This is a genomic window from Streptomyces shaanxiensis (assembly GCF_039537145.1).
GTDB lineage: Bacteria > Actinomycetota > Actinomycetes > Streptomycetales > Streptomycetaceae > Streptomyces > Streptomyces shaanxiensis.
This window is the reverse complement of record NZ_BAAAZY010000030.1, coordinates 26,732-39,534: the sequence shown is the minus strand read 5'-3', so window position 1 is coordinate 39,534 and position 12,803 is coordinate 26,732. Positions and strand designations below refer to the sequence as shown.

The following is a 12,803-nucleotide window of genomic DNA, read 5'->3' as shown; positions in this document are numbered from 1 at the left end:
TTCTCGGCCTGACCCCCAGTCAGCGGGGCTTGTCTTCGCGGCTGTTGGGCCGTTCCGACGAGTGAGACTTTAGCGGATTCCTCGCTCCCGAGCTAATCGGGGGCTGCGCTCTGTCGAGCGCGGATTCCTCATTCCGTAAATACGCATGCCAATGAAACGACGGCAGACAGATCGACTGTCGTCGAGCGTTGGTTGGTACTTGCGGAGTGGCTGTCCGGGGACCGACCGGAGTCGGTGCTCACGTCGGACAACTCGGAGAACACTACGGATCGGCCCGGGGCGTGTCAACTTCACGCCGGACGGCACTCTCGGGGCGTACTCTGATGGTCATGACGACGCGTACGTGCACCCAGCTGTGGTGGGCCGCCTGAAGGCGGCCGTAGTCACGTATGCACTCAACGGCCGCCGCCTCGGCGGCCGTTCTCGTATCTCCCTCCAGAGACTCTGAGGGTCGGCCAGCTGGGACGGCGGCCTCGACCAGGAGGTGGAGGAAGAGATGACGCGGGTCTTCAGTGGGGTCAAGCCGACGGGGCATCTGACGCTGGGGAACTACCTGGGAGCCATGCGGCGGTGGGCTGCCGTCGATCAGCACCAGGCCGACGCGCTGTTCTGCATCGTCGATCTGCATGCCCTGACGGTGGACCACGATCCGGCGCGGGTGCGCAGGCTCAGTCGGCAGGCGGCGACGTTGCTGCTGGCGACCGGGCTGGATCCGGAGCTGTGCACCGTCTTCGTACAGAGTCATGTGGATGAGCACGCGCGGCTGTCGTATGTGCTGGAGTGCGTGGCCACGGACGGCGAGATGCGGCGGATGATCCAGTACAAGGAGAAGGCGGCGCGCGAGCGGGAGCGGGGCGGGAGTGTGCGGCTGTCCTTGCTGACGTATCCCGTGCTGATGGCCGCGGACATCCTGGCCTACGGGGCCGAGGAGGTGCCGGTCGGGGACGATCAAGCGCAGCACGTGGAGCTGACGCGGGACCTCGCCGTGCGGTTCAACCAGCGGTACGGGCATACGTTCGTGGTGCCCCGGGCCACGCATCCGCAGGTCGCGGCTCGGGTGATGAATCTGCAGGACCCGATGTCGAAGATGGGCAAGAGTGATGACGCCGGGCCGGGGATCGTCTATCTGCTCGATGAGCCGGATGTGGTGCGCAGGAAGATCATGCGCACCGTGACCGACAGCGGGCAGGAGGTCGTGTACGACCGGGACGCGCGGCCTGGGGTGGCGAATCTGCTGGAGATTCTGGCGGCGTGCACGGGTGGGAACCCAACGGAGCTGAGCGGTGTATATGAGTCGTACGGCTCTTTGAAGTCAGCCACCGCGGAAGCCGTGGTCGAGGTTCTCAGGCCTGTGCACGAGAAGCACAGGGAGCTGTGCGCGGATCCTGGCTATGTGGAGGGGGTGCTGCGGGATGGTGCGGAGCGGGCTCGGGCGATGGCGCGGCCGACCGTGGATGCCGCGTATCGGGCGATCGGGTTGCTGCCGGCGGCTGCGGCCGCGGATATCGGGGTGACCGTGTAGGGGCTGCGCTCGGCCCGCCCCTGAGGCAGGGGCGGGCCCGGTGTCACTTGTTGTTGCCGGAGGCCAGTTCGCGGCTGCGGTCGCGGGCGGCTTCGAGGGCGGCGATGAGGGCGGCTCGTACGCCGTGGTTCTCGAGTTCGCGGATGGCGTTGATGGTGGTGCCGGCGGGGGACGTGACGTTCTCGCGGAGCTTGACGGGGTGTTCGCCGCTGTCGCGGAGCATCGTCGCGGCGCCGATCGCGGACTGGACGATGAGGTCGTGGGCCTTGTCGCGGGGCAGGCCGAGGAGGATGCCGGCGTCGGTCATGGCTTCGACCAGGTAGAAGAAGTACGCCGGGCCGGAGCCGGAGAGGGCTGTGCAGGCGTCCTGCTGGGACTCGGGAACCCGGAGCGTCTTGCCTACGGAGCCGAAGATCTCCTCGGTGTGGGCGAGGTCGGCTTCGCTGGCGTGGCTGCCGGCCGAGATGACGGACATGGCCTCGTCCACGAGAGCGGGGGTGTTCGTCATGACGCGGACTACCGGAGTGCCGGCGGCGAGGCGGGCCTCGAAGAAGGAGGTGGGGATGCCTGCGGCTCCGCTGATGATCAGGCGGTCGGCGGGGACGTGCGGGGCGAGTTCGTCGAGGAGGGCGCCCATGTCCTGCGGCTTGACCGTGAGGATCAGGGTGTCGGCGGTCTTGGCGGCTTCCGCGTTGGTGACCGGGGTGACTCCGTAGCGGGTGCGGAGTTCTTCGGCTCGTTCCGCGCGGCGGGCTGTCACCAGGAGGTCGGCAGGGGCCCAGCCGCCGCGGATCATTCCGCTGAGCAGGGCTTCGCCGATCTTGCCGGTGCCGAGGACTGCGACTTTCTGGGTCATGGCTGGGGTGCCCTCCGGGGGTTGCGTCGTCCGGGTTCATCCTCGCACCGGGGGCGGCTTTCGAGGTGACGTGTCCGGTGGGCGGGACGGGTGGGACGGGCGGGCCGCCCGCGTGGTCGTGCCAGGGCGGTCACGCCGTCCTGCGCCGGAGCGTCGCCGCGCCCAGGCCCAGGACCAGCAGGGCACAGCCGGCCACGATCAGGGCGTCGCGGACGAAGTTGGCGGTCATGTCGGTGTGTTTGAGGACCTCGTTCATGCCGTCGACCGCGTAGGACATGGGGAGGACGTTGGAGATGGCCTCGAGGGCCGGGTGCATGTTGTCGCGGGGAGTGAAGAGGCCGCAGAGGAGGAGCTGGGGGAAGATCACGGCCGGCATGAACTGGACGGCCTGGAATTCGGAGGCCGCGAAGGCCGAGACGAAGAGACCGAGCGCAGTGCCGAGCAGTGCGTCGAGCAGGGCCACGAGCAGGAGCAGCCAGGGGCTGCCGGTGACGTCCAGGCCGAGGAACCAGAGGGCGAGTGCGGTCGCCAGGGCGGACTGGATGATCGCGAGGGTGCCGAAGGCGAGGGCGTAGCCGGCGATCAGGTCGCCCTTGCCGAGGGGCATGGCGAGGAGGCGTTCGAGGGTGCCCGAGGTGCGCTCGCGCAGGGTGGCGATGGAGGTGACCAGGAACATCGTGATCAGCGGGAAGATCCCGAGGAGGGAGGCGCCGATGCTGTCGAAGGTGCGCGGGCTGCCGTCGAAGACGTAGCGCAGCAGGAAGAGCATCACGCAGGGGACGAGGAGCATCAGCGCGATGGTGCGCGGGTCGTGGTGGAGCTGGCGCAGGACGCGGGCGGCCGTGGCTGTTGTGCGGGCCAGGTTCAGAGGGCCGGTGGGGGCGGGACGGAGTGCGGGGGACGTGCTCGTCGTCGTGGTCATCGGGTGGTCTCCTTCGCGCGGGCGGCCGCGACCGCCTCGTCGACCAGGTGCAGGAAGGCCGCCTCGACCGTCTCGGAGTTCGTACGGGTGCGCAGGGCGTCCGGGGTGTCGTCGGCGAGGATGCGGCCCTCGCGCATGAGGAGGAGGCGGTGGCAGCGCTCGGCCTCGTCCATGACGTGGGAGGAGATGAGGAGGGTGGCGCCGCGGGAGGCGGCGATGTCGTGGAAGAGGTTCCAGAGGTCGCGGCGCAGGACGGGGTCCAAGCCGACCGTCGGTTCGTCCAGGACCAGGAGTTCGGGGGTACCGAGGAGGGCGACCGCGAGGGAGACGCGGCTGCGCTGGCCGCCGGAGAGGTTGCCGGCCAGGGCGTCGGCGTGGCTGGTGAGGTCGACGTCCGCGATGGCGCGGGTGACGTTCTCGTGGCGCCGATCGGCGGCTGCGTGGCCCGGGTCGAGGATCGCGGCGAAGTAGGCGAGGTTCTGACTGATCGTCAGGTCGTCATAGACGGAGGGAGCTTGGGTGACGTAGCCGATGCGCGTGCGCAGGGTGGGGTGGCCGGCGGGGTGGCCGAGGACGTCCAGGGTGCCGGTGACCTTGGCCTGGGTGCCGACGATCGCCCGCATGAGGGTCGTCTTGCCGCAGCCGGACGGGCCGAGCAGCCCGGTGATCTGGCCGCGCGGGACGGTGAAGTCGAGGTCGCGGAGTACTTGGCGGGTGCCGCGTACGACGTTCAAGGCGTTGGCTCGGATGGCGGGGGTGCTTGGGGTGTCGGGGGGATCGGATCGGGCGGGCTGATAATTCATCATGCGATGAATATGCTCTGGTGGGGCTGTGCCGTCAAGCGCCGAGGCGGGGTGGGCGCTGGGGGGTGCGCGGTGGGCAGTGGGTGGTGGGGCGGTGGCCCCGCCGGGTCCCGGGGACCTGAATGCCGCCTCCATGCCCCCTGTGTCCTGAGTCCCGGGTCTTGGGTCCTGAGGACTTCCAGGTCCGGTACGTGATTCGCCCGCGCTCCCCGGCTCGGCGTTGGGCGGGTGTCCGAGGCGGTAGGGGGAGAGCGGGCGCGAGGAGGGGATGGAGAAGGAGGTCAGGAGGTGGTGGCGACGAGGAGGTCAACGTCGTAGGTCTCTTCGATGATGCCGTCCGGGAAGTCCTTGAGCAGGATCTGTTTCTCCTCGGTGAGGAAGGCGGTGCTCGCCTCTGTGCCGTGGACGAGGAAGATCGAGTGGCTGCCGAGGTTCGCCAGGTGGGTGTCGATGGGGACGCGGCGGCTCCAGCGGACCTTGCGGCGGGTGAAGGCGAGGCGGCCGGTGGGGTCGTTCTGGGCTGCACGGTCGCCGCTGCCGCCCTGCTCGACGGCGGGGTGGAGGTCGAAGCGGCGTTCGATGCGGCGCGCCTGGGTCACGTGCCAGGAGATGTCGAGGGGGGTGGTGTTCCACCACAGGGCCAGTGCACCGCCCGGCCGCAGTACGCGGAGGGCTTCCGGAGCCGAGTGGGCGGGGTCGGTCCAGTGCCAGGCCTGGGCATAGGTGAGGAAGTCGGTGGAGGCGGTGGCGAGGGGGAGGGCGTTGCCGTTGCCGCGGACGATCGGGATGTCGGGGTGGCTGCGGCGGAACTGGGCCGCCATGCCGTCGCCGGGTTCCACGGCCAGGACGTTGGCGCCGCGCTGTCGCAGGAGGGCCGTGGCTATGCCTGTGCCGGCGCCGACGTCGACGACGCGTGCGCCGGTGAGGGGGCGGCCTGCGAGGTCCTCGATCGCGTCGAAGAGGGCGGGTGGGTAGGCGGGGCGGTTCGCGGCGTACTGGGCTGCGGCGGCGTCGAAGGAGCGGGCACGGTCGGGGTGTGAGGGGGCCGTCATATGGCCATGGTGGCCGTGGTTGGTGCGATGTGCATCGAGTTTGCGGAGACGTCGGGCGGGGCGGCGGAGGGCGGGGCGGGCTGGTCGGTGGGCAGGCGGACGCCTGGGTGTGGGCTCGGGGTATCGGGTTTGCGGAGAGGTGAGGTCGGGCGGTGGAGGGCGGGCAGGGCTGATCGACGGACAGCCGCCCGGGCTATGAGCTCGGGGTATCTAGTGCTTTGCGAGAGGTCAGGTCCGGCGGCGGAGGGCGGTCCGGGGCTGATCGACAGACAGGCACCCGGGCTACGGGCTCGGGATTCGGATATCCGGCAGACCGTGCTCAGCAGCAGGGCCGTTGCCGCGGCGGTGGCCCGCAGGGGAGGCAGGCGCAGGCGAGGCGGGCCGGGTGGCCGGCTCGGAGGGGCCTGGAGCTCGACAGACGCCTCGTCCCGGGGCTTGGTGTGGCAGAGGCTGCTGGGGCGGACGCGCGACGGTGGGAATGGTGGAAGGCGTTGGGGTGGTGGCCGGCCCTGGTCAGCGGCGGCGGCGCTTCTTGCCCGGGTTGCCTGTGCGGCGGGTGGTGCGGGTGTCGTGTTGCTTGCGGGCCTTCTCGTATTCCTCGCGGTGGAGCTTCTCGCCGGGGGCCTCGATGAGGGAGCGGAAGAAGTAGGCGAGGAGGGAGCCGACGAAGCCGATCATGAGGAGGCTGCGGAGGTGGGCGTGGCGGTCGGGGTCGGGGCGTTTGGTGAAGCCGTCCCAGGTGTGGCGGAAGGCGAGGGCGCTGCACACCGCGAACATCACCACCACCAGGACGGTGACGAAGCCCCCGACTGCGGCGATCTGGATCCCCTGGTAGGCGAAGCGCAGTACCAGGCAGGAGACGGCCGCGGTGACGAGGGAGCCGATGGCCACGGCGATGCGGCGGGCGGTGTAGCCGTTGTCGTGGTCGACCCAGGTCGTGCCGAAGAAGCGGAGGGGCTCGGGGCGGGGGCCTGTGGAGCCCGCGGGGGTGGCCGGGGTGCCGTTCTTCTCGCTCACGAGTCGATTATGGCTCCGGCGTGGCCGCGGGCTCCGGACGGGTTCCGGCGAAGAGGAAACGGCCGGGACCGGACAGGACCGGCTGGCACGGGACAAGATCGGCCGGGACGGACAAGATCGGCCGGGATCCGAAAGGACCGGCCGGGCTCAGCCCGGGATCCGAAAGGATCCGCCCGGCTCAGCCCGGCATCCGCCCGGCTCAGGAGCAGCGCGGTCGGACGTAGCCGTCGCTGCCGGTGTTCACATAGGCGTCCGAGACGTACTCGCCGTCGTCGATGTTGTCCCAGATGTTCGTCGTGCCGTAGGGGCCGGTCACCGTCGTGCCCGGCGTCTGGCAGAAGATCGGGACCCGGGCGCCCTCGGGCAGGATGCGGACGATGGGGTACTGGGTGCCGGGGCCCCGGCGGACGTTCAGGCGGATGCCCGGCGCGACCGGGTAGTAGCGCACCGCCGTGGTCGTGACCTCGGCCGCCGTGGCGGTGGCTGCCGGAGCCGCCATGGTCATGACGGCCTCTTCCTCGTCTCCCCCGACCCCGTTGCCGACGCCGGCCCCGGCGGGTCTCTCAAGCCCTTCAGCGCGGTCCACAGACATGGAAATACCTCCCCCGTTGATCCCCATGACTCCCATGGGGTCCCGTTGATTCCCCTAAATCCCGCCACGCACACATGTGCGTGATGGGAACACGGAGGCTAGCAAGCCGCCTCTGTCTCGTACGAGTCATCGACTAGGCTCCGTGCGTCGCGCGCGCGGACGAACAGCACGGGGGTGGTCCCATGGCGCCACAGCAGAACGCCGGAGCGGGCGCGGAAGCGGAACTTCCCGAGTACGCCGGTCACTACCACCTGCAGTCACGCCTGGGCTCCGGCGGCATGGGCGTCGTCCATCTGGCGCGGAGCACCTCGGGCATGCAGCTCGCGGTGAAGGTCGTGCATGCCGAGTTCGCGAGGGACCCCGAGTTCAGGGGCCGGTTCCGGCAGGAGGTGGGTGCGGCGCGCAGGGTGAGTGGGGCGTTCACCGCGCCCGTCGTGGACGCCGATCCGGAGGCCGATCGGCCCTGGATGGCCACGCTGTTCATCCCGGGGCCGACGCTCGCGGACCACGTCAAGCGGAACGGGCCGATGGAGCCCGCGCAGTTGCGGCGGCTGATGGCCGGGCTGGCGGAGGCACTGCGCGACATACACCGGGTCGGTGTGGTGCACCGGGACCTCAAACCGAGCAATGTGCTGCTCGCCGACGACGGGCCGAAGGTCATCGACTTCGGCATCTCTCGGCCAAAGGACAGCGAACTGCGCACCGAGACCGGGAAGTTGATCGGTACGCCGCCCTTCATGGCACCGGAGCAGTTCCGGCGGCCGCGGGAGGTCGGGCCCGCCGCCGACATCTTCGCGCTCGGGTCGGTGATGGTGCACGCGTCGACGGGACGGGGGCCGTTCGACTCCGACAGCCCGTACGTCGTCGCCTACCAGGTGGTGCACGACGAGCCGGACCTGACCGGCGTACCGGCGAATCTGGCGCCGCTCGTGCTGCGGTGCCTGGCCAAGGAGCCCGAGGACCGGCCCACGCCCGACGAGATGATGCGGGAACTGCGGTCGGTGGCGGCGTCGTACGACACGCAGGCGTTCATTCCGGCGCAGCGGGCCAGTGGGAAGCCCCCGCCCGAGCAGGAACAGGAGCAGGAACAGGAGCGGGAACAGGCGCCGGAATCGAGCCCGGAGCCGGGGCCGGGTGTCGGGGAGGGGGCCGAACGGCCGCCCGGAAAGCGTCGGCGCCGGCTGTTGGCCCTCGGGGCCGGGGCCGTCGGTCTCGCCACGGTCCTCACGCTGGTCTCCGTACAGCTTCTCGGCGGTGTGAACCCGGAGCCGGCGCCCGAGAGCGCGCGGACCACGTCGGCCGGGTTCGGCGGGTGGGCCGCGGTACCGGCGGCCAAGGAGCGCACGCCCCTGTGTTCCCTCGGCGCGGGGAAGGTGCTGTGCGCCCAGAGCGGGCTCGTCTTCGCGCTCGACCCGCAGGACGGCCGGCTGCTGTGGCGGCATTCCGGCGACGCGTCGGGCCTGAGCGGACCGCCGGCCATGGCGGGCGGCCTGGTGCAGCCGGCGTCAGGGCCGGGCCGCCGGCTGGAGGCGCTCGATCCCGCTACGGGCAAGGCGCGTTGGCGGCAGACCATGCCCGCGTACGACAGCTCCTCGGCCGCCGGTGGCATGGTGCTGCTCACCGGCGCCGACGGCACGGTGACCGGCGTGGACGGCGCTTCGGGCGACACGAAGTGGAGCCGCACCGTACCGGGGCAGCGGGCGCCGTACTTCGTCTCGTTCGCCGGGGACCCGCTGGTGTACACGACGAGCGAGTCCCTCGACGGGTCGAGCACGCGGGTCGCCGCGGTGGACCCGGCCACGGGTGACGTGCGTTGGGACGCGCGGCTGAAGGGGGCGCTGGAGCTCGCGGGTGCGTCGGACGGATCGGTCTTCTTCGTCTCCCTCGACGGGACCTACGGCGCCACGAGGTCCGTGATCCGCTACTCCCCCGCCGACCGGACCACGCGACGCGTGACGCTGCCCCGTGAAATTCAGCAGGCCCACGGCACCGTCCGCGGGAACGTCGTCTACATCGTGGGCGAGGGCGGGTCGCTGGTCGCCGTCGACATGGAGGACGGCAGGCAGCTCTGGAGAACGGAGACGTCCCTGCTGCGCACGTCGTCGCCCGTCGCCGACGGCCGGCATGTGTATGTCAGCGCCCCCGACGGCCGGCTGCTCGCCGTGGACGCCCGCAGCGGTCGGCTGGTGGGCGAGACCCCGGTCCGGCTCGGCACGTCGGAGCGGGTGGCGGCCGACCTGCCCGAGCCCGTGCTCGCCGACGGCCACGTCTTCGGCAGCGCCCCCGACGGGAGCGTGTTCGCTGTCGACGGCCGCGACCCGTCGGCCTGGTGACAGAGCCTTACGTCCGCCCTCTCCCCCGGTGACGGAACCGAACGTCCGCCCGTTCCCGCCCCCGTGACAGACGCAGGGGCCGCCTCCCGAAGGAAGACGGCCCCTGCGACACGCAACCTCAGCCCAGCTTCGTCACGTCCCGCACCGCGCCCTTGTCCGCGCTGGTCGCCATCGCCGCGTACGCGCGCAGTGCCGCCGACACCTTGCGCTCGCGGTTCTTCGGGGCGTACACCCCGTTCAACGCCTGCTCACGGCGCGTGAGTTCCGCCTCGTCGACGAGCAACTCGATCGAGCGGTTCGGGATGTCGATGCGGATGCGGTCGCCGTCCTCGACGAGGGCGATCGTGCCGCCGGACGCGGCCTCCGGGGAGGCGTGGCCGATCGACAGACCGGACGTACCGCCGGAGAAGCGGCCGTCGGTGATCAGGGCGCAGGTCTTGCCGAGGCCGCGGCCCTTGAGGAAGGACGTCGGGTAGAGCATCTCCTGCATGCCGGGGCCGCCCTTGGGGCCCTCGTAGCGGATGACGACGACGTCGCCGTCCTTGACCTGCTTGTTGAGGATCTTCTCGACGGCCTCTTCCTGCGACTCGCAGACGACCGCCGGGCCCTCGAAGGTCCAGATCGACTCGTCGACGCCGGCCGTCTTCACCACGCAGCCGTCGACGGCCAGGTTGCCCTTGAGGACGGCGAGACCGCCGTCCTTGGAGTACGCGTGCTCGGCGCTGCGGATGCAGCCGCCCTCGGCGTCCTCGTCGAGGGCCTCCCAGCGCTCGGACTGCGAGAAGGCCTCGGCCGACCGGACGCAGCCCGGGGCGGCGTGCCACAGCTCGACGGCCTCCGGCGAGGGCGACCCGCCGCGCACGTCCCAGGTCTTCAGCCAGTCCGCCAGGGAGGGGCTGTGGACGGCGTGGACGTCCTCGTTGAGCAGCCCGGCGCGGTGCAGTTCGCCCAGCAGCGCCGGGATTCCGCCCGCGCGGTGGACGTCCTCCATGTAGTACGTGCGGTCCTTGGCGACGTTGGGCGCGACCTTCGCCAGGCACGGGACCCGGCGGCTGACCTCGTTGATCTGCTCAAGACCGAACGGAACGCCCGCCTCCTGGGCGGCGGCCAGCAGGTGCAGGATCGTGTTGGTGGAGCCGCCCATCGCGATGTCGAGGGCCATGGCGTTCTCGAAGGCCGCGAAGGTGGCGACGTTGCGCGGCAGGACCGTGTCGTCGTCCTGCTCGTAGTAGCGGCGGGTGATGTCCATCACCGTCTGCGCCGCCGCGACGTACAGCTGTTTACGGGCCGTGTGCGTGGCCAGCACCGAGCCGTTGCCCGGCAGGGACAGGCCGATGGCCTCGGTCAGGCAGTTCATCGAGTTGGCGGTGAACATGCCGGAACAGGAGCCGCAGGTCGGACAGGCGTTCTCCTCGATACGGAGGATGTCCTCGTCCGAGATCTTGTCGTTCACGGCGTCGGAGATCGCGTCGACCAGGTCGAGGGTGCGGACCGTGCCGTCGACCAGCGTGGCGCGGCCGGACTCCATGGGGCCGCCGGAGACGAAGACCGTGGGGATGTTGAGCCGCAGGGCGGCGTTCAGCATGCCCGGGGTGATCTTGTCGCAGTTGGAGATGCAGATCAGGGCGTCGGCGCAGTGGGCCTCGACCATGTACTCCACGCTGTCCGCGATGAGGTCGCGGGAGGGCAGCGAGTACAGCATGCCGCCGTGGCCCATGGCGATGCCGTCGTCGACGGCGATCGTGTTGAACTCGCGCGGGATGCCGCCGGCCTCACGGATCGCCTCGCTGACGATCCGGCCGACGGGCTGCAGGTGGGTGTGTCCGGGCACGAACTCGGTGAAGGAGTTCGCCACCGCGATGATCGGCTTCCGGCCGATGTCCGCACCGGGTACACCAGAGGCGCGCATAAGGGCGCGGGCGCCCGCCATGTTGCGGCCGTGGGTGACTGTGCGGGACCTCAGCTCGGGCATCGTCGCTCGCTCCTTCAGGGACAGCTAGGACTGCGATCAGAGACTTCTGACTGCTAACGAGCGTACGCCGGTCATCCAGAGGGCGGGACGAGGTGTCCGAAATGCGGGATGCGCGTCTCGCGCATCAGCTGTCCGGCGCTCCCCGCCCGGTGAGATGTCCCTGCACGACGGGCGCCACGCGCGTGATGATCTGCTCCACGTCCGCCGACGCGATCGGCTCGATCTTGATGACGTAGCGCATCATCGCGACGCCCACCAGCTGCGCGGCCGCCAGCTCGGCGCGCAGTTGCGCGTCCGGGGCGTCGATCTCGTCGGCGATGCGGCGCAGCAGCTGCGCGGAGACGAGGCGGCGGAAGACGGCGGCCGCGGCCTCGTTGTTGACCGCCGACCGGACGATCGCGAGCAGCGGCTTGCGGGTGACCGGGTTCTCCCAGAGCCCGAAGATGGTGCGGGTCATCCGCTCGCCGGCGTCGTCGAGCGGCCCCTCCAGGACCACGTCCCGCACCTTCAGGGCCGGCGCGAAGGCGACCTCCACCGCCGCCTCGAAGACCTGCTCCTTGGTGCCGAAGTAGTGGTGCACGAGCGCCGAGTCCACCCCGGCCGCCTTGGCGATGCCGCGCACGGACGTCTTCTCGTAGCCGCGCTCGGAGAACTCCTCGCGGGCCGCGTTCAGGATGCGGTCGCGGGTGCCGCCGGACTCCGTGCGAGGGGGCCGGCCCCGGCGTCGGGAGCCCACGCCGCCCTGGCCCGGCGTGATGTCGGTCACGGCCGGGGCACCTTCGCCGCGGAGGCCAGATGCAGCCGCGTGAAGGCGAGGGCCTCGGCGAGGTCGGCCTCGCGCTCGGCGCTGGACATCGCGCGGCGGGTGTTGACCTCGATGACGACGTGGCCGTCGAAGCCGGTGTGCGCGAGACGCTCCAGCACCTCGGCGCAGGGCTGGGTGCCGCGGCCGGGGACCAGGTGCTCGTCCTTCGCCGAGCCCCGGCCGTCGGCGAGGTGAACATGGCCGAGACGGTCCCCCATCCGGTCGATCATCTGGAGCGCGTCGCTCCGGGCGGTCGCCGTATGACTGAGATCGATCGTGAAGTGCCGGTAGTCGTCCTTCGTCACGTCCCAGTCGGGGGCGTACGCGAGCATCTCGCGGTCGCGGTAGCGCCAGGGGTACATGTTCTCGACGGCGAACCGTACGTCCGTCTCGTTCGCCATCCGCCAGATACCGGCGACGAAGTCGCGGGCGTACTGGCGCTGCCAGCGGAACGGCGGGTGCACGACGACCGTGGAGGCCCCCAGCTTCTCGGCGGCCGCCTGGGCGCGCTGGAGCTTGGTCCAGGGGTCGGTGGACCACACGCGCTGGGTGATCAGCAGGCAGGGGGCGTGGACGGCGAGGATCGGGATGCGGTGGTAGTCGCTGAGCCGGCGCAGCGCCTCCATGTCCTGGCTGACCGGGTCGGTCCACACCATGACCTCGACGCCGTCGTACCCCAGGCGCGCGGCGATCTCGAAGGCCGTTGCCGTCGACTCCGGATAGACGGAGGCCGTCGAGAGGGCGACCTTCGCATCCGGGATGCGCACCACTGGTTCTGCCACGAGGGACAGAGTACGGGGCGGTGCTGGAGGCCGGGGAACGGATGGGCGTGGGCCCGCCATGGGGGCGTCGGGGCGGTCAGGGGTGCGAACTGGGCATATGCCGAGGGCCTGGAGTGGGGGCGTGGGCCGACGGTGTGGCGGGGTTCA

Annotated in this window: 11 protein-coding genes; 2 read left to right on the top strand and 9 right to left on the bottom strand. The window is 70.7% G+C overall.

The window, feature by feature from the left end; translation table 11 throughout:
- Positions 1 to 496: 496 nt before the first annotated feature.
- The gene (trpS, locus tag ABD932_RS40705) at positions 497 to 1,522 is read left to right on the top strand and encodes a tryptophan--tRNA ligase (RefSeq protein ID WP_345021130.1); all 1,026 of its coding nucleotides are present in this window, start codon (positions 497 to 499) and stop codon (positions 1,520 to 1,522) included.
- A 43-nt stretch (positions 1,523 to 1,565) separates the two neighbouring features.
- On the opposite strand, the gene proC is transcribed toward trpS, so the two are convergent.
- From proC to ABD932_RS40675, 6 genes are all read right to left on the bottom strand, one after another.
- Positions 1,566 to 2,378: a pyrroline-5-carboxylate reductase gene (gene proC, locus ABD932_RS40700; protein ID WP_345021129.1), complete on the bottom strand. Its 813-nt coding sequence runs from the start codon at positions 2,376 to 2,378 to the stop codon at positions 1,566 to 1,568.
- A gap of 130 nt (positions 2,379 to 2,508) precedes the next feature.
- Positions 2,509 to 3,300 (bottom strand): ABC transporter permease, encoded by a 792-nt coding sequence (locus ABD932_RS40695; RefSeq protein ID WP_345021127.1) that lies wholly within the window; start codon positions 3,298 to 3,300, stop codon positions 2,509 to 2,511.
- Positions 3,297 to 4,106 carry an ABC transporter ATP-binding protein gene (locus ABD932_RS40690; RefSeq protein ID WP_345021125.1) on the bottom strand — a complete coding sequence of 270 codons (810 nt, stop codon included), beginning with the start codon at positions 4,104 to 4,106 and terminating at the stop codon, positions 3,297 to 3,299. The genes ABD932_RS40695 and ABD932_RS40690 overlap by 4 nt, the downstream gene beginning before the upstream one ends.
- Before the next feature lie 278 nt (positions 4,107 to 4,384).
- A complete protein-coding gene (locus tag ABD932_RS40685; RefSeq protein ID WP_345021123.1) occupies positions 4,385 to 5,155 on the bottom strand; it encodes a class I SAM-dependent methyltransferase in 771 nt (256 codons plus the stop codon).
- Between the two features lie 513 nt (positions 5,156 to 5,668).
- Positions 5,669 to 6,172: an EamA/RhaT family transporter gene (locus tag ABD932_RS40680; protein ID WP_345021121.1), complete on the bottom strand. Its 504-nt coding sequence runs from the start codon at positions 6,170 to 6,172 to the stop codon at positions 5,669 to 5,671.
- Between the two features lie 199 nt (positions 6,173 to 6,371).
- The gene (locus ABD932_RS40675) at positions 6,372 to 6,764 is read right to left on the bottom strand and encodes an SH3 domain-containing protein (RefSeq protein WP_425587587.1); all 393 of its coding nucleotides are present in this window, start codon (positions 6,762 to 6,764) and stop codon (positions 6,372 to 6,374) included.
- Positions 6,765 to 6,946: 182 nt separating this feature from the next.
- Between ABD932_RS40675 and ABD932_RS40670 the strand changes: the two genes are divergently transcribed.
- Entirely contained in the window at positions 6,947 to 9,097 is a 2,151-nt protein-coding gene (locus ABD932_RS40670; protein ID WP_345021119.1) for an outer membrane protein assembly factor BamB family protein, read from the top strand.
- 118 nt (positions 9,098 to 9,215) lie between these two features.
- Here ABD932_RS40670 and ilvD read toward each other — a convergent pair whose 3' ends face one another.
- The 3 genes from ilvD to ABD932_RS40655 form a co-directional block, all read right to left on the bottom strand.
- Positions 9,216 to 11,069, bottom strand: coding sequence for a dihydroxy-acid dehydratase (gene ilvD, locus ABD932_RS40665; RefSeq protein WP_345021118.1), 1,854 nt, complete (start codon positions 11,067 to 11,069; stop codon positions 9,216 to 9,218).
- Between the two features lie 124 nt (positions 11,070 to 11,193).
- The gene (locus ABD932_RS40660; protein WP_345021117.1) at positions 11,194 to 11,835 is read right to left on the bottom strand and encodes a TetR/AcrR family transcriptional regulator; all 642 of its coding nucleotides are present in this window, start codon (positions 11,833 to 11,835) and stop codon (positions 11,194 to 11,196) included.
- Positions 11,832 to 12,656, bottom strand: coding sequence for a sugar phosphate isomerase/epimerase family protein (locus ABD932_RS40655; RefSeq protein WP_126394050.1), 825 nt, complete (start codon positions 12,654 to 12,656; stop codon positions 11,832 to 11,834). Before ABD932_RS40655 ends, ABD932_RS40660 begins: the two co-directional genes overlap by 4 nt.
- Positions 12,657 to 12,803 lie beyond the last annotated feature (147 nt).